The following is a 16,796-nucleotide window of genomic DNA, read 5'->3' as shown; positions in this document are numbered from 1 at the left end:
AAGCGGAACAAGCCTTCATGCAGTAGCTGCAGCGCATGACGGCATTAGGTCTGAATTGCTTTGCCACTTTTGCCGTCACATGGGGTAACTGGCACGATCACATCACCAACTACTTTGTTCGGCGAGAAACCAGCGGTTTTGTAGAAGGACTCAACAACAAAATCAAGGTGATTAAGCGCCGTTGTTACGGCATTTATAATCTAGGTCGGCAGTTCCAGCATATTTGGCTCGACGTTCAAGGGCGGCGAGTCTTATTTACAAAACACTAGATATTGGGGTTACCACGGGAAATATGGGAGAACCAATAAATCGCCATCAACACGACTGATTGTTAGGATTTGGTTGCTATAAACTCTAATATTTCCGCTAGGATATACGTGACCTCCTGTAATTTCGAACAAATAGCCATTACTAATATAGTTTGAACTTGAGCGGACAAAATCGTTGAAGTCTACAATTTTATGCTCGACGACTGAGGCCTGCGAGCAAGAGGAATGGAATAAGCTGAAAGCTATAGTCAGTATAGAAAATCCACCTTTTAATTGTTTAAGCATAATCATTTCCTTTACTTGATCTAAGAGCTTCATCAAATTGTTACATGAAATGACAACAAGCGACAAACCAAAGCGGCTAAGCATTAGTTGTTTGAGCTAACCAACTAGGTTAATATCTGATTCATGGAAAAACATACGCCCCACTGCAAACTGTCGATTGTCAAAGCTTTGATTACCGACGGCAAAGTCAGAACGACCAAAACTGCCCGAGAGGGAGCGGTTGCTTTAGGGTTTTATTTTGACGGCATGTTGGCGGTTGTTCTTGAATTAACCCCTACTGATTTCTACAAAAGCATGACCACACACGCCGACCATAAAGTTTGGCAAGATGTTTACCGACCTAAAACAGCGGCGGGTGAAGTCTATATCAAGCTGACAGTGGTTGATGATGTACTGATTGTTTCGTTTAAGGAGTTGTGATTATGAAATGTCCGTCTTGCGGCGCTGCCGAGTTGGTGAAAGATACCCGAGACATGCCGTACACCTACAAAGGCGAGTCTACGATTATCCCGAACGTAACCGGCGAATTTTGCCCGGCCTGTGATGAAGTGATTACCGATACCGACGAATCAAGGCGAACCATGGCTTTGATGATGGAGTTTAACAAACAGGTCAATGCCTCGATTGTCGACCCTGGTTTTATCGCCAGTGTTCGCAAAAAGCTGGCACTCGACCAACGGGAAGCATCAGAAATTTTCGGCGGCGGTATTAATGCCTTTTCCCGCTACGAGAACGGCAAGACCAAGCCACCCTTAGCCCTGGTGAAATTACTTAAAGTCCTAGACCGTCATCCGGATTTGTTGGACGAAGTGAGAGCAGCCTAAGCCAGTCATTTTGGATGGGGTTCCGTTGGATATTTACAAAAACAGTCGCCGGGTAACACCGGCTTCTTTGTTGTTGTTTTTCGGGGTGTTTTATTTCTGAGTGCGACAAAATTGCGACATTTTTAAACTTTCATAATCTTAAAAATCATCAAGCAATTGATTTTATTGGCGTCCCGGAGACGATTCGAACGTCCGACCTGCCCCTTAGGAGGGGGCTGCTCTATCCAGCTGAGCTACCGGGACTTTGGTAAGATTTTAACACAATGATTGGCTTAGGCTTTTTGCTTTCTTATTTCAACGCGTTCTAATGAGGTTATGAAGTAGGATAGTTTTGCGTGGCTTTTACTGGAAATGTTCTCAAAAAAGCCACCCAATTGGATTTTTGAAGAATTGATTGAGGCCGGTTTTACAAAACGTACAGCAAAGTCGAAATCCATTAAGTAATCTTCGAAATTGATCTGGCAATTTTTAATTATGTCACCGCGTTGTATGCGAGCTCGATTGACAGGTAAGTCAATACCCGCACCGCCACGTGATAAGTCGAAAAGATAGCCGCTGACGGAAATTCCTGTGCGTTCAGAGACGCCACTAAAAGGAATGTCAATTGAGCTGATTTCTATTCTGGGCGAACGTCTGCGTTGTGGGTAAAAGATTCGATCGGGTAGGTTGGCTTTGTAGTAACTAATGCCGCGAGAATAGCCCATTTCTATTTCAGAAAGGCTAAGTGATAAATGAATGCCTTTGTGAAAGGTGGATAGTTTTAGGGATTTTGTTTTTTGCAGTTCGGCGTTTCCTTCTTTCGGGATGAGCTCATCCAGAACGATTAGGTTCTTTTCAGGTTTGATACCCAGAATGGAGGAATTGTATTCGTGCGGAGCGCCATCAATTTGAACCGTACAAAGCGGCGAGCTCAGTTCGATTTCTGAAAGAATGTTGACGATCTTTTCGGGATCGGTAATGAAATTTGGATTTTCAAAAGGGGATAGCTCGTCGTTTTCTTTTGATGAAATTTGGTTTGTTTCCTCTTTGGTAAACAAACTCTTGAGTTTATTGAACATGCTGAACCAGTCTAAGTATTATTGCTATGTTCAGTCTACACCGAAATGAGGGTGTGTGAAAATAGTTCGCTACGAGTTGATCCATCGGGTCCGTAGGTATTAGTCAGTTGCGACTTGCCACGTAAAACCTGTAAGGAACGTTGTGTGTGACGGCTGAGTAAATCGATGCTGGCACCATTTTTCTCGTTGAGTGAACGGCATTTTTTTGACAGCTCGGTAATGTCTAGCCACGATCTGGATGAATAGGCAATGTTGATACCGGCAGATTGTGCTTTGGACAGGTAGCTGAAGACGCCTTCCTGGTTTACTAGTAGTTGTTCGGTGGCTAGTACTTGTCCCAGTTGTTTTGAAAATTGCTCTAACTGAGCCACCATCTCTCTTTTTTGAGTAGCCAAAGTGGCAAGTGATACCGCATCGGTCTGTTGTTTCAGCTGCTCGAATTCTGTGTTTAGCAGTTCGAGCAGCTTTTGGGTTGATTTAAGACCGTTCGATAATAGCTTTTCTGTAATTGGAAAGGTTTTTTCTATCATGGCGTCAGGTGGTGTTGGGTAGTTGTGTTTCAAATTGCATTATTTTCTTTGCAACTCGGTCCGGATCAATAGTGTATTCGCCCGCATCTATGGCGGCTTTTAAGGCGGCCACTCTAGTGGTATCAACAGCAGGCGCAGATAAGATGCTTTCAGTTGCTCTTTTAATATCCTGGGCTTTGCCTGTGATATTGATTGTGTCTTCATCAGCTGCCAAGTTGACAGGCTGTTGTTGGGTTTCAAGTGTGGCTTTGTTCGTTGACTTAGTTTGTGTGGTTGTATTGACAGCATTGCCAGTATTGATGGATTGAATGGCCATGACGGAATCCCTGTAAATATTTTAATTACATTCGATAGCGGCATGATTCTGCAATCCTTTAGTCATAATTAAAAATTTACCGTTACTACATTAGTCGCAGTAACGGTGGCTTGAATAACACGATTAGAAGATACGTTTTTTACCCGGATTTGTTGGCCTTTTATGCCATCCATCATGGCTTCTCCGCTAGAGGTGATCATTAATCCAGGTCTACCAGATTGGATGTTAACGCGTTCGCCGCGCTTAATCAGTGTAGGTTCTGTGTAATGCATTCTGTAAAGTACACTGCCGCTAGGAATGAAACGCGTGGCTTGTTTGTTGATAATTTCTGCGGGCTCAATGAGATAGCCTTGTTGCAAGGTTGAAACGTCGCGTATTTCAGAGGATATGTGGCCCTGACTGATTAGTTCATTCCTATCTAACTGTTTGTTGGCGATTAATATATTTCTAAATTCTTTAATCAACACGGTACTGTAAATGGTCCAGGGACTTAAACCGTTGCAACGAATGCCTAGGGTGTTTCGTCCAGCCTTGATTTCGCCTGATTGGACAAAAACATCCAGATTCTGCTCGCAGGCTGGCAGTTGTAAGCGCGAATCAATCTGCGCGGCTGTTATTTCATAGTTGCCATCCGGTTGTAGGGATGATTTTACAAAACTATTCACGGAGTCTTGAATGGCTTGCAGCGATTGAGTAGGCGTTGCAAGCAAAATTGGGCTGACAAATAGTAACAACCAGAGCGATAAATTAATCGTTTTCATGATAAGTGTCGGTTTGTTGACTTTGAATCAAACTGAAGCAGGAAACGTACCAAAATTAATAAAGTCAGACTTGGCAAACTCGCTATAATTCTTCACGTTACTATTTTTGGAGGTTCTTATGGCTGGAGTCTTAGATGGCGTTGATCAGCGTACCAAATTAGCGGGCCATAACCGCTTTGAGTTATTGCTTTTTAAGTTAAGCGGTCGGCAACGTTTTGGGATTAATGTCTTCAAAGTACAAGAAGTCATCCAATGTCCGCCGTTAACTCAAATTCCTAATTCGCATTCGGTGATTTGTGGCGTGGCGCATTTGCGAGGTAAAACCATGCCAGTATTGGATATGTCGAAAGCAATTGGTATGCGGCCTTTATCCCGAGAGGAAGGTGGCTATGTGATTGTTACAGAATATAACCGATCCATTCAGGGCTTCATGGTGGGGTCGGTCGATCGCATCATTAATATTGGATGGGAGCAAGTCAAAGCACCACCATCGGGTACCGGTAAAGAGAGTTATTTAACCGCTGTTACCGAGGTTGATGGGGAGTTGATAGAGGTAATCGATGTCGAAAAAGTGATGAAAGAGGTCATCGGTGGTCGAGAAGAGGCCTCTGTCGACGTAATTGACAGTTCACTTTCCGGCAAGAACGACCATATTTTAGTGGTGGATGATTCGTCGGTTGCGCGTAATCAAGTGAAACGGGTGTGTGAGCAAATAGGTGTCAAGTGTGTAACCCTTAAAGATGGTTTGGAGGCGTGGGAGCATTTAACGCAATTGATAGCTGACGGTATAAGAATTCAGGATCGTTACGCTATGATTATTTCTGATGTGGAAATGCCGCGTATGGATGGTTACACGTTGGCAACCAAGATTAAAGCTGATCCGACAATGCGGGATATTTACTTGGTTTTGCATACCTCGTTGAGTGGTGTGTTCAATACCAGCATGGTACAGAAGGTGGGCGCTAACGAGTTTTTGGCCAAGTTTGAGCCTGATGCATTATTGACAACCATCCAAAAGCAACTGAGGTTGCATCATGCTTTGAGCGAATAGGCTGGTAAATTTGCTGCCAACGTGCGCGAAACCGTCCCTGCTTCGACGCGGCTCAGCACGAACGGTTTCGCCGGTAGCGATTATCCGGGAAGTTGTTTTTGCGCAATCCTTAGTGTTCAACAACAAAAAGACCAAATAATTCGTCAGAATATTGACGAATTCATCATGCGGTAAGCTTTTGCCGCTGCTGCCCGAGTCAGCTTATTTGACGGTTTTAAGTCAGGCTCTATTTTCTATCATTATGAAATTGATATAAAAAAAATATTTGGCATGACTGCTGCTTTTATTTGGAAAACAGCAGGAGGCGGCAATCATGGCAATCAATTTTAATAATGCCTTAGGTATACATCCACAAGCGTTAGCCTTGCGTGAGAAGCGTAGCGAAATTCTCGCTGCCAATCTGGCCAATGCCGATACGCCCGACTATAAAGCGCGTGATTTGGATTTCAAAGCGGCACTTTCACAAACCATGAAGTCGGCAACGACTTTAGAGCGTACACGTGAGGGTCATATCAGCAATCCACAGATGGTGCTGGGAGCTGATTTAATGTATCGAAATCCGCAGCAAGCTTCTTTGGATGGTAATACGGTCGAATCCCATATTGAACAGGCTAAATACACCGAAAATGCTGTGCAATATCAGGCCAGCTTACGCTTTATCAATAGTAAATTTTCAGGGCTGAAATCAGCCATCCGCGGAGAATAATCATGCCTTCAATGAATATTTTTGATATCGCCGGCAGCGGCATGAATGCGCAAAACCTCAGGCTTAATTTGGTCGCTAGCAATATTTCCAATGCCAATAGTATCAGCAGCAGTATCGATGAGGTTTATAAATCTAGGCAGCCGGTTTTTGCCGCCGAATTGAAAAACATGATGGATAAAAATAATGCTGCTGGCGGGGTCGATGTATTGGGTGTGGTTGAAAGTCAGGCGCCTCCGGTAATGGAGTACGCGCCTAATCACCCAATGGCTGATGAACTGGGTTACATCTATAAACCCAACGTGAACACGGTGGAGGAAATGGCCAATATGATGTCGGCCTCGCGGGCTTATCAGAATAATGTCGAAGTATTGAACACGGCTAAAAGTCTGATTATGCAAACATTAAGAATGGGACAGTGAGTATAAGTCATGACTACCAATACGATAGACACCTACAACAGCTTGGGATTAGCGACCACCAGTAGTACCACAACTACCCAAAAGCAAACCTTGGGACAGGAGCAGTTTTTGAAGTTGCTGACCACACAATTAACTCATCAGGATCCAATGAAACCCATGGAAAATGGTGATTTTTTGGGTCAAATGGCTCAATTCAGTACCGTGTCAGGCATACAGGATTTACAGGCTTCATTCAAAGACTTCGCCAGTACTATAAGTTCAGATCAAGCCTTGCAAGCCGCTGGACTGGTGGGACGTTATGTATCCGCACCTAGCCAGGAGGCTTTGCTTTCAGCCGGTGGTAGTGTCTCAGGTGATTTCGAATTACCGTCTAGTTCACCGCAAGTGACTTTGAAAATTATTAATCCGCAAACCGGTGAAGCCATTCGAGATATCAATCTTGGTTCACAAGCTACGGGTAATACGGCATTTGTGTGGGATGGTTTAGATAATAATGGCCAATTTGCTAATCCTGGGATTTACAAAATTCAAGCTGAGGCAGAGATTGATGGCACCAATACCGCTTTAGCAACTAATATCAAATCACAGGTGCAAAGTGTGACTATGGGTAGTGGTAGTAGCGGATTACAGGTGAATTTGACCGGGTTGGGATCGGTTAAATTTAATCAGATTAAACAAATTCTTTAGGAGAGCGAGATGGCCTTTACAACAGCTTTAAGCGGCTTGAATGCTGCATCAAACAATCTGGCGGTAACGGGTAATAATATCGCCAATGCCAATACAGTTGGTTTCAAAAAGTCACGCTCTGAATTTGCTGATGTCTATGCCTCTAGTTTGGGTGGCGTTAGCAGCATCCAGCCGGGTGCCGGGGTAAAAGTAGCCAATGTGGCTCAGCAATTTGGCCAAGGTAATCTGCAGTTCACCGAAAATAATCTGGACTTGGCGATTAGCGGGGAAGGCTTTTTTACGATGGCTAAAAGCCCTAATGAATTGAATGACGTATCCTATACCCGAGATGGTGAATTTAAGTTAGATAAAGATGGCTATATGGTGAACAATCAAGGTTCAGCACTTTTGGTTTATAAACCGAATGGTACAACGGTGGCTGAAGGCTTTAGTGTAGGGGTTACCCAGCCGGTACAAATTAACACGTTAACCGGCCTACCCACCTCGACTGATACGGCAGAGATTGCAGTTAACCTGAATACCAGCAACAGCGTTCCAGGTCCCTCTTTTTCAACAACCAACCCTAACAGTTACAATAATCAAACATCGGTAACGGTTTACGACTCCTTAGGCTCGGCACATGTTTTAACCGCTTATTTTGTCAAGACAGCAGACAATACCTGGGATGTCCATCATTACATGAGTGAGCCAGCCACGCCGGAAGCTAAAACCGATATCGGTACCGGATCATTGGTTTTCGATTCTAGTGGTAAGTTACAAAGCCCGTCTACAGGGATAATTTCTTCACTAGCGAGTTATAACCCCGGCAATGGTGCCGATCCGGTTTCCATTAGCACGATGAATTATTTCGGTTCTACTCAAGTAAATCAAACCTTTAGTGTTAATGCCATGTCGCAGAACGGTTTGCCTGCAGGTAGATTGACGGGTATAGATATTGATGGTGAAGGCGTTATTTTTGCCCGTTTTAGTAACGGTGGATCACAAACGGTAGGGCAGGTTGCTTTGACGCGTTTTCCGAATAACAATGGCTTAGCGAAATTGGGGGACACGTCTTGGGGGCAAAGTGCTAATTCCGGTGAGCCAATCCGAGGTCAGGCGGGCGGCAATAATTTTGGTGCCATTCAGTCGGGTGCTGTTGAGGCTTCCAATGTCGACTTGTCTGCGCAGCTGGTCAACCTTATCGTGGCTCAGCAACATTATCAAGCCAATGCGCAAACTATCACCACCGAAAATACCATCATGCAAACCATACTTAACATCCGTTAATTAAGAGCGGGAGCGTCATCATGGACCGTAGTTTATATATCGCAATGAATGGTGCCAAGCAGACCTTGTTGGCACAAACGGCTAATGCCAATAATTTAGCCAATACTCAAACGGCAGGCTTTAAATCGGATTTAGAGCAATTTCGTGCTATGCCGACTTTCGGACCAGGTTATCCATCACGGGTGTATGCGATGACAGAACGTCCGGGTAGCGATATGTCGTCCGGTAGTTTGCAAACGACTGGCCGTGACTTGGATGTTGCGGTCAGTGGTGATGGCTGGTTTGCCGTGAAAGGTAAGGATGGCTCTGAAGCTTATACCCGTGCCGGTGATTTGCGCATTACTACGCAAGGTTTGTTGGAAAATGGCGCTGGACAACAAATGATGGGTGAGCAGGGGCAACCGATTGCCATTCCGCCGGCACAAAAAGTGGAAATCGGGGTCGATGGTACTATCAGCATTATTCCGCAAGGTTCCAATGCGACTACTCTGGTCGTGCTGGACCGATTGAAAATGGTCAATCCCGGCAACGAAAACATGGAAAAAGGCGAAGATGGCCTGCTACATTTGAAAAATGCCGGTGGACCACCTCTCACGGCCGATGCCAATCTTAAGTTGATGCCTGGTGTACTTGAAGGCAGTAATGTCAATCCTATGTCCGCTATGGTGGAGATGATAGAGCTGTCGCGTAACTTCGAATTGCAAACCAAAGTCATGAAAAATGTAGATGATCTAGCCGGTGCGACAACTAAACTAATGCAAATGGCATAAAATATGCATTAATCCTGATAAGACAAAAAAATGTCAGTCAGGAGGTTGTCATGACAGAACGTGCATTATGGGTGGCCAAAACTGGCTTAGATGCCCAACAAACCCGGATGGCGGTTATTTCTAATAACTTAGCCAACGTCAATACCACAGGATTTAAAAAATCCCGCCCACTGTTTGAAGACCTGGTTTATCAAAATCTACGTCAGGTTGGCTCTCAAACCACCCAGAATACTGAATTACCTACGGGTTTACAGCTAGGTACAGGTGTTAGAACTGTGGCTACTGAAAAACTGCACACCCAAGGCAACATACTACAAACTGAAAATTCGCTGGATGTGGCAATTAATGGCCGCGGATTCATTCAGATATTGATGCCCAACGGTGATATCAATTACACCCGTGATGGTTCTTTCAAACTGGATTCCACTGGACAAATGGTGACATCAGGTGGTTTGACGCTGGAGCCTAACATTACCATTCCCCAGGACGCCATCAGTATCAGCATTGGTCGTGATGGTAATGTCAATGTGGTTCAGCCGGGCAGTGCTACTGCAACCAACGTAGGTCAGATTCAATTAGCTGATTTTATTAACCCTGCAGGCCTTGATCCGGTTGGTGAAAACCTGTATCGGGAGTCTGTTGCCAGTGGGCCGCCGATTGTGGGTACGCCGGGTGAAGATGAGATCGGTTATGTCATGCAAGGCGCATTGGAAACATCCAATGTCAATGTAGTGGAGGAGTTGGTGAATATGATCGAAACCCAACGAGCCTATGAGATGAATTCAAAAGCTATATCCACCACCGATGAAATGTTGTCGTTTGTTACGCAACAACTTTAATTTAGGACGCTTACCATGAAAGCTTTAGTCTTAATCAGTTTATCGGCAGCATTACTGGTAGGTTGTGAAACATTACCGAGTCGAGATCCTGATTTCGCCCCGGTACAACCGGCCGATTTACGCCCACCACCACAAAACAATGGCGCCATCTATCAGTCCGGATACGATATGCGACTGTTTGAAGATAATGCCGCTAGACGTGTTGGTGATGTTTTGACCGTAACCCTGTTAGAAAAAACCAATGCCAAGAAAAATGCCAATTTAGGCACATCCAAAGCAACCGATATCAGTGTAACGGCACCCTATATGATGGGTATGAGTCCAGCTACCGTTCTTGGGCATGACGTAAAAACAGAAATAGCTACATCAATGAATTTTGATGGCCAAGGCGATGCATTACAGAGCAATCAACTAACTGGCGCTATTAGTGTTACGGTGGTTGAAGTACTGCCTAACGGTAATTTGAAAGTGCGTGGCGAGAAGCGGGTTGCATTAAACGATGGCAGTGAATATATCCGTTTATCCGGTATTGTACGGCCTGTCGATATAGATGTGGCTAATACCATTCCTTCGACCAAAGTGGCCGATGCCACCATTATGTATACCGGAGACGGCGCGGTAGCTGATTCCAATAAAATGGGTTGGATAGCTCGGTTTTTCAACAGTCCGATATTCCCTTTTTAGCGGAGAGCTGACATGAACAAGTTGATTTTGCTGTCGATATTACTGCTGTTATCTGCATCAGTTCAGGCTGAACGTATTAAAGATATTGCAGAAGTCGCCGGCTTACGCACCAACCAGCTGGTGGGTTACGGCTTGGTGACCGGTCTTGATAAATCCGGAGATAAAACCAAATTTACCGGCCAAGCTATCAGAAACATGATGGGCAAGTTAGGCATGGTTTTGCCGCCGATTGATCCAAAAGCTAAAAACGTGGCATTGGTCAGTGTGCAAGCGGAATTGCCTGCTTTTGCCAAGCATGGTCAAAAAATTGACGTTACAGTATCGTCTATGGGCGATGCTAAAAGTTTGCGCGGCGGGACTTTGATTATGAGCCCATTACGTGGGGCAGATGGCAATGTCTATGCTGTGGCACAAGGTAATCTGGTCGTCAACGGCTTGAGTGCTTCGGGTCTGGACGGATCGAATATTACTGTGAATAATCCATTGGTTGGCCGAATACCCAGCGGTGCCACCGTTGAACGCATTGTGCCCACGTCGTTTGATCAAAGTACAGATTTGGTTTTTAATCTGTTTAGTGCAGATTTCACCACCGCAATTCGGGTGGCCGAGGCCATCAATAAAACCTTGGGTGCCGATACCGCCAGAGCTATCGATGCTACCGCAGTGAGCGTCAGATCTCCAGTGGACATCAATCAGCGTGTGGGCTTTGCCTCGGTGGTTGAAAATGTCGAAGTCTCTCCTGACGATGCCCCGGCTAAAGTAATTATCAATTCCAGAACCGGTACCGTGGTTATCAACAGTAAGGTCAGAGTACAGCCGGCGGCGGTTTCGCATGGCAGTTTGACGGTGACGATTAGTGAAAATCTACAAGTAAGCCAACCCAATGCGTTTTCTCAAGGGACTACTGCGGTGGTGCCACAATCCGAGGTGTCGGTTTCAGAAGGAAATAATCATATGTTTGTGTTTAATCCCGGTATTTCCCTGGATGAAATTGTGAAAGCAGTTAACGGAGTCGGCGCAGCACCGAGTGATTTAGCGGCGATTTTGGAAGCTTTGAAAGCGGCAGGTGCTCTACGGGCCGAGTTGATTGTAATTTAAGTTGTTGGATGCAAGCAGCATGATGTTAACAGACGCTTGCATCTTAAATAAAATAGGAGAACTCCTATGTTGACTACAGAAAATGCGTCGGTTTATACCGACTTTAACGGTCTGGCAAAACTTAAACAAGGTGCCAGAGAACAGACACCGGAGGCTATTAAAGAAGTTGCCAAGCAATTTGAATCCGTATTTTTAAGCATGGTATTAAAAAGCATGCGACAGGCCAAATTAGCTGATGGTGCTTTGGATAATAATCAAAGTGAGTTTTACCGGGATATGTATGATCAACAAATGGCTATTCATCTAGCAGGGGAGCCCGGCGTTGGGTTGGCGGATTTAATTGCTCAACAACTGACGCCCAAGCAAAAAAATGAAGATGAAGAAAAAATGCAGGCAGGTGATTATTTGAATTTGGCGCTAGGTGGCAGTAGTCATGCTGTCGTAAGGCCGCAAAATAATGTATCCATTCCAGCCGCAACAACCGTGCAACCTTTGGATGATTCGGGTCTTAATCGGTTACAAGAAAGTCTGGATCGTTTGGAACAAAGTCAACAATCCATGGAATTAGCTGAGCAAATGGATAGCACGAATGACCAGGTCAATGTCAACAAGCAGATTTTTATGAGCCAGTTGTTGCCCCATGCTCAGCAAGCTGCTAATGAATTAGGTGTCGATGCGAATGTCTTGTTAGCGCAGGCGGCTTTAGAAACAGGTTGGGGGAAGGCCGTGATTAAGAACGACCAGGGCAAAAGCAGCTTTAATCTTTTTAACATCAAGGCCGATAGAAGTTGGGATGGGAATCAAACCCGAGTATCCACCTTGGAATACCGCGACGGTGTGGCCAAAAAAGAAATGGCTGGCTTTAGATCTTACGAGTCTTATAAACAAAGCTTTGATGATTATGTCGATTTCATTAAGTCCAATCCGCGCTATAGCGAAGCGCTGAAAAAAACCGACAACGCAGCACAATACGTGCGTGAATTACAAAAAGCAGGCTATGCCACCGATCCGCGTTATGCAGAGAAGATTATGAGTATTTATAACAGCCAAATCGCTAGTCAAACGCAAGCTTACGCAGGTTAGGGGGAGTTATGTCAATTGGCATTCTGAATACAGCATTATCTGGCTTGGCGGCATTTCAACGATCGCTTGAAGTTACCAGTAATAACATCAGCAATGTTAATACTGAAGGTTATAGTCGGCAGCGGGTTCAATTGCAGACTAGTCCTGAGCAATATGTTGGGAATGGTTATATTGGTAGTGGTGTAAATGCTACTAACATCAAACGCAGTTACGATGAGTTTATCAATGGGCAGGTACGTTCTAGTGCAATGGCCTATCAGGATGTCGATAGCTTTTATCGACTTTCCAATCAAGTCGATAATTTGATAGCAGATGAAAGTACGGGTTTGGCTCCAAGCATGAAAGAGTTTTTTAATAGTGTGAACGATGTGGCCAATGATCCCATCTCAATGCCTGCTCGACAGGTCATGCTGGCTCAGGCTGATTCGATGGCGCATCAGTTTAATACCATGAGTGCTCGTTTCGAGGATATGCGGCAGCAAGTTAACAATAATTTGAATACAGCTATAAAAGAGGTCAACGGGTATGCTAAATCAATTGCTGATCTAAATCTTAAAATATCAGAGGCAATCGCTAAAACTAAAGGACTGCAATTGCCCAATGAATTGATGGATCAGCGCGACTTGTTGTTGTCCAAGGTTGCGGAACAAATGGATGTTTCAGTGGTGCCGCAACAGGATGGTAGTTTTAGTGTATTTATGGGGCAGGGACAGCCGCTGGTAATAGGTAATCATGCGTCTAGCTTATCTTTGGAAACGTCTAAAGCTGATGCTAGCCATTTGCAAGTTACGCTAGGTGGCCAGGATATTTCCAAAAATCTGTCGGGTGGGGCGATTTACGGTAATTTGCGCTTTAGGGACCAAGTGTTGGACCCGGCGCAGGAAAAGCTGGGGTTGCTGGCAACCGGATTTGTTACAGAGTTTAATAAGATTTATCAATCTGGTTTTGATCTAAATGGTGCTACAGGGGTGAATTTTTTTGACTTAGGTAGTTCAAGTGTACCGGTTATAAGTAATGCCCAAGATAGCAATCTGATTGTAACTGCTAATTTTGTTGCGCCCACCTCTGCATTGAATTTAGGATCTTCCTATCGGGTGGATGTAACTAGTACAGTCCCCAGTAATGAGTACACACTTACCAATTTAAGTGATAACAACACGGATACAGGTTTAAATGATGCCGGATTGGCCGCTTTTGGATTTAGTTTTAATTTCTCCGGTACGGGTACAGTCACAATTGGTGATTCGTTTAAAGTCAGTCCATTTTTCAAATCGGCAGAAATGATAGCAATCAATCCGGCAATTACTACTCCTGCGCAGATTGCAGCAGCGAGTAGTAGTGGTTTGGCAGGTGACAATAGCAATGCCTTAAAATTGGCAGGTCTTGAGTCACAAAACCTGATGTTGAACGGTAAGAGCTCATTTACGCAGATTTATGGGCAATTGGTGGCCGATGTCGGTTCGCAAACCTACACAGCCTCAGTTAGCCGTAGTGCGCAAAAAGTATTACTGAATCAAGCTACTGCAACGCGAGAAGATTTGGTGGGTGTTAATCTGGACGAAGAAGCGGCTAATTTAATCAAGTTTCAAAATTCATATCAGGCGGCGGCAAAAGCGGTATCAGTGGCTAATTCTTTGTTCGATACTTTGATTGGTGCGGTGCGCTAGGAGAATCATAATGCGAATTTCAACTTCATGGAATCAACAGTTGGGCGTTAATGCCATGCTGGATCAACAATCCAAGCTTAGTCAAACTCAGCTGAAATTATCATCCGGTAAAAAATATTTGACCCCATCAGAAAATGCTGTGGCGGCGACTGGTTTGATTGATTTGCAGCAGAATATTAAAGAAAACCAACAATATCAGAGAAATATTGGTGTTGCTCGTCAACGATTGTCATTGCAAGAGTCTAGTCTTCAGAATGCCACAGAAACAGTGCAGAGAATTAGAGAGCTGGCTGTTCAAGGGTTGAACGATAGTAATACTCCGGAAAATCGTAAACAAATTGCCATTGAAATTGATGAATTGAATAAACAGCTGTTGAGTATTGCCAATACACAAAATGCCAATGGCGAATATATCTTTTCAGGATATAAGAGCGATACGCCACCATTTAGCAATCAATTGGGCTACTCTTATAATGGTGAGTCTGCCAGCTGGCGTAGTGTAGAGATTGGTCCAAATCGAACTGTTACCGACGGCGACCCAGGTGATGAGGTATTCGGCATAGTGCTTACTGGTTCGTTAACGCCCGGCAACATTGATAATGTTTTTCAAGCAGTGGGGCAGCTTTCTAACGATTTAAAAGCAAATAAACCTGATTCTAATTCGTTGGCTGATCTCGACGCAGTTTTGAAACGCTTTGAGATTACTCGTGCTTCTACTGGTGCCAGGTTAAATGCATTGGATAACCAAGAGAATTTGAATGCAGATTATATTCTGACTAACCAATCTACCGCTTCGGAAATCGGCGATCTTGATTATGCTGATGCCCTAAGCAAATTTAATTTGCAGCAGATCTCCTTGCAAGCTGCACAACAAGCATTTACAAAAGTACAAAATTTATCTTTATTCAATTACTTGTAAATGTTGAGTTTAGTGCAGTATGACTGGATTGGCAGGATAGTCGTATGAAGCGCTTGTTTTTTGCACTTTGGCCGGATCAAAATACCCGGCAGCAATGCCAGCAAGTTATTCAAAGTTTGCCTGGGCAGGGTAAGCCGGTTGTGGCTAACAATTTGCATGTGACGTTAGTTTTTTTGGGAAATATTGATCAGGCAAGACAGATCGCGATTACAAAGGCGGCAAATACCATCGATATTCAACCGATGCGTTTGATCTTTAATCATTTGAATTTTTGGAAAAAACCGGCAGTGGTTTGTTTGGTTGCCGAGCAGGTTGATCCAGCCGTATCGAACTTAGTCGCACAATTATCCATGTCAGCTCGCCAGCTCGGGATTGAATTAGATGACCGGCCCTATAAGCCTCACATCACTCTGCTTAGAAAAGCCAAATCACAGGTTAATATCGATTTCAACCCCATTCATTGGCAATCTAATAGCTTTTGTCTGGTGGAATCCTGTTCCACCACTTCCGGGGTTGAATATCGAGTAATTGAGCGTTGGACCATGCCGGATTAAGCAAGTCCGGCATGGTTGGTTTTACAATATTTTTTCGCGTATGGCCTGGCTCAGTTGGAACACCGCCATGGCATATAACGGGCTATGGTTATAACGGGTGATGACGTAAAAGTTGTGAAAACCCAGCCAGAGTTCTTCGTGATCGGCCATCTCATAGCTGAGTAATTTTGCATTTTCAGCATTTCCTAGTTTTGCTGGAATGTTGAGCCCTAACTTGCGCAATTTCCCAATCGTTGTATCCGGTTTGACGCCTTTGCTAAGCGCTTGACGATAGGCCGTGCCATTGGCCGATACTTGTAAAGCGATAGCGCCGCCTGGTTGCCAATGATTGGCGACAAAATAATTGGCAACGCTGGCAATCGCATCGCTATTGTTATGCCAGATGTCACGTTTGTGATCTTGGTCAAAGTCTTTGGCATAGGCTCTGTAACTGCTGGGCATAAATTGCGATAAGCCCATTGCGCCGGCATAGGAGCCTAAAGGTTGCAAGGGGTCCATGTGTTCTTCACGACTTAATATCAGAAAATTTTCAAGCTCTTTCAAGAAAAATTCGCTGCGTGAGGGATAGGCAAATCCCAAGGTGGCTAGTGCGTCAATAACGCGGTATTTCCCGGTATAGGCACCGTATTTGGTTTCCACGCCAATAATGGCAACGATAATTTCGGCCGGAACACCGTATTGTTGTGCGACGGCTTTTAAGGCGGCCTCATTTTCGTGCCAGAATTGTACGCCGCCATCAATCCGCGAATCGGTCATGAAAATTGCCCGGTATTCATACCAGGGTTTACCTTCTGCCCGTTTACCCATGGCATCCAAAATGGGTTGTTGAATAGTGACGGATTTGAACAGATTGTTGAGTTCAGCTGCGTTGAAATGGTGTTTTTTCACCATCTGGTCAATAAATTGATTCAAGGCAGCGGAGTTGGGAATTTCAGCATGCGCCGGGTTTAGATGGAAGAAACTGGTGCTGAATAATATGATAGATAAAAGCGTTCTAATTTTCATAAGCT

The 16,796-nt window shown here is 44.5% G+C and carries 21 protein-coding genes and 1 tRNA gene; 16 read left to right on the top strand and 6 right to left on the bottom strand.

Translation table 11 applies throughout. The features are described from left to right. Positions 1 to 35 precede the first annotated feature (35 nt). From A1359_RS15320 to A1359_RS15310, 3 genes are all read left to right on the top strand, one after another. Complete coding sequence (locus tag A1359_RS15320; RefSeq protein WP_066984955.1) at positions 36 to 269, top strand: transposase; 234 nt, start codon at positions 36 to 38, stop codon at positions 267 to 269. Positions 270 to 677: 408 nt separating this feature from the next. After that, the gene (locus A1359_RS15315) at positions 678 to 974 is read left to right on the top strand and encodes a type II toxin-antitoxin system MqsR family toxin (protein ID WP_066984953.1); all 297 of its coding nucleotides are present in this window, start codon (positions 678 to 680) and stop codon (positions 972 to 974) included. Positions 975 to 976: 2 nt separating this feature from the next. Next, on the top strand, positions 977 to 1,378 hold the full coding sequence (locus A1359_RS15310; protein WP_066984949.1) for a type II toxin-antitoxin system MqsA family antitoxin: 402 nt from the start codon (positions 977 to 979) through the stop codon (positions 1,376 to 1,378). A 166-nt stretch (positions 1,379 to 1,544) separates the two neighbouring features. Here the strand turns inward: A1359_RS15310 and A1359_RS15305 are convergent. The 5 genes from A1359_RS15305 to flgA form a co-directional block, all read right to left on the bottom strand. After that, positions 1,545 to 1,621, bottom strand: a tRNA-Arg gene (locus A1359_RS15305). Positions 1,622 to 1,650: 29 nt separating this feature from the next. After that, entirely contained in the window at positions 1,651 to 2,436 is a 786-nt protein-coding gene (locus tag A1359_RS15300; RefSeq protein ID WP_066984948.1) for a flagellar brake protein, read from the bottom strand. A 35-nt stretch (positions 2,437 to 2,471) separates the two neighbouring features. Further along, positions 2,472 to 2,966, bottom strand: coding sequence for a flagella synthesis protein FlgN (locus tag A1359_RS15295; RefSeq protein WP_066984945.1), 495 nt, complete (start codon positions 2,964 to 2,966; stop codon positions 2,472 to 2,474). A gap of 4 nt (positions 2,967 to 2,970) precedes the next feature. Further along, the gene (flgM, locus tag A1359_RS15290) at positions 2,971 to 3,282 is read right to left on the bottom strand and encodes a flagellar biosynthesis anti-sigma factor FlgM (protein WP_066984941.1); all 312 of its coding nucleotides are present in this window, start codon (positions 3,280 to 3,282) and stop codon (positions 2,971 to 2,973) included. Positions 3,283 to 3,350: 68 nt separating this feature from the next. Next, entirely contained in the window at positions 3,351 to 4,043 is a 693-nt protein-coding gene (gene flgA / locus A1359_RS15285; RefSeq protein WP_066984938.1) for a flagellar basal body P-ring formation chaperone FlgA, read from the bottom strand. 118 nt (positions 4,044 to 4,161) lie between these two features. Here flgA and A1359_RS15280 point away from each other — a divergent pair, with 118 nt between their 5' ends. The 13 genes from A1359_RS15280 to thpR all read left to right on the top strand — a co-directional run bounded on the left by A1359_RS15280 (position 4,162) and on the right by thpR (position 15,786). Continuing rightward, a complete protein-coding gene (locus tag A1359_RS15280) occupies positions 4,162 to 5,094 on the top strand; it encodes a chemotaxis protein CheV (protein WP_066984936.1) in 933 nt (310 codons plus the stop codon). 313 nt (positions 5,095 to 5,407) lie between these two features. Continuing rightward, entirely contained in the window at positions 5,408 to 5,800 is a 393-nt protein-coding gene (gene flgB, locus A1359_RS15275; RefSeq protein WP_066984933.1) for a flagellar basal body rod protein FlgB, read from the top strand. A gap of 2 nt (positions 5,801 to 5,802) precedes the next feature. Continuing rightward, complete coding sequence (gene flgC / locus A1359_RS15270) at positions 5,803 to 6,219, top strand: flagellar basal body rod protein FlgC (protein ID WP_066984930.1); 417 nt, start codon at positions 5,803 to 5,805, stop codon at positions 6,217 to 6,219. A 9-nt stretch (positions 6,220 to 6,228) separates the two neighbouring features. After that, positions 6,229 to 6,906: a flagellar hook assembly protein FlgD gene (locus A1359_RS15265; protein WP_066984927.1), complete on the top strand. Its 678-nt coding sequence runs from the start codon at positions 6,229 to 6,231 to the stop codon at positions 6,904 to 6,906. Positions 6,907 to 6,915: 9 nt separating this feature from the next. Beyond that, positions 6,916 to 8,172 (top strand): flagellar hook protein FlgE, encoded by a 1,257-nt coding sequence (gene flgE, locus A1359_RS15260; protein ID WP_066984925.1) that lies wholly within the window; start codon positions 6,916 to 6,918, stop codon positions 8,170 to 8,172. A gap of 20 nt (positions 8,173 to 8,192) precedes the next feature. Beyond that, positions 8,193 to 8,942 (top strand): flagellar basal-body rod protein FlgF, encoded by a 750-nt coding sequence (gene flgF / locus A1359_RS15255; RefSeq protein ID WP_066984922.1) that lies wholly within the window; start codon positions 8,193 to 8,195, stop codon positions 8,940 to 8,942. 50 nt (positions 8,943 to 8,992) lie between these two features. Further along, complete coding sequence (gene flgG / locus A1359_RS15250; RefSeq protein ID WP_066984919.1) at positions 8,993 to 9,781, top strand: flagellar basal-body rod protein FlgG; 789 nt, start codon at positions 8,993 to 8,995, stop codon at positions 9,779 to 9,781. Between the two features lie 15 nt (positions 9,782 to 9,796). Further along, the gene (gene flgH / locus A1359_RS15245; protein WP_066984915.1) at positions 9,797 to 10,465 is read left to right on the top strand and encodes a flagellar basal body L-ring protein FlgH; all 669 of its coding nucleotides are present in this window, start codon (positions 9,797 to 9,799) and stop codon (positions 10,463 to 10,465) included. Positions 10,466 to 10,477: 12 nt separating this feature from the next. Further along, positions 10,478 to 11,563: a flagellar basal body P-ring protein FlgI gene (locus A1359_RS15240; RefSeq protein WP_066984912.1), complete on the top strand. Its 1,086-nt coding sequence runs from the start codon at positions 10,478 to 10,480 to the stop codon at positions 11,561 to 11,563. A 66-nt stretch (positions 11,564 to 11,629) separates the two neighbouring features. Beyond that, positions 11,630 to 12,646, top strand: coding sequence for a flagellar assembly peptidoglycan hydrolase FlgJ (gene flgJ / locus A1359_RS15235; protein WP_066984909.1), 1,017 nt, complete (start codon positions 11,630 to 11,632; stop codon positions 12,644 to 12,646). A gap of 8 nt (positions 12,647 to 12,654) precedes the next feature. After that, positions 12,655 to 14,313, top strand: coding sequence for a flagellar hook-associated protein FlgK (flgK, locus tag A1359_RS15230; RefSeq protein ID WP_066984906.1), 1,659 nt, complete (start codon positions 12,655 to 12,657; stop codon positions 14,311 to 14,313). 10 nt (positions 14,314 to 14,323) lie between these two features. After that, entirely contained in the window at positions 14,324 to 15,232 is a 909-nt protein-coding gene (gene flgL / locus A1359_RS15225) for a flagellar hook-associated protein FlgL (protein WP_083960674.1), read from the top strand. Positions 15,233 to 15,276: 44 nt separating this feature from the next. Further along, positions 15,277 to 15,786, top strand: coding sequence for an RNA 2',3'-cyclic phosphodiesterase (gene thpR, locus A1359_RS15220; protein WP_066984903.1), 510 nt, complete (start codon positions 15,277 to 15,279; stop codon positions 15,784 to 15,786). A gap of 21 nt (positions 15,787 to 15,807) precedes the next feature. Here thpR and mltB read toward each other — a convergent pair whose 3' ends face one another. Next, positions 15,808 to 16,791, bottom strand: coding sequence for a lytic murein transglycosylase B (gene mltB / locus A1359_RS15215; RefSeq protein ID WP_066984901.1), 984 nt, complete (start codon positions 16,789 to 16,791; stop codon positions 15,808 to 15,810). Between the last annotated feature and the right edge of the window lie 5 nt (positions 16,792 to 16,796).

The organism is Methylomonas lenta, assembly GCF_001644015.1.
GTDB classification, from domain to species: Bacteria; Pseudomonadota; Gammaproteobacteria; order Methylococcales; family Methylomonadaceae; genus Methylomonas; species Methylomonas lenta.
Note: the sequence above shows the minus strand (reverse complement) of the source record. Positions and strands in the feature narration are given on the sequence as shown.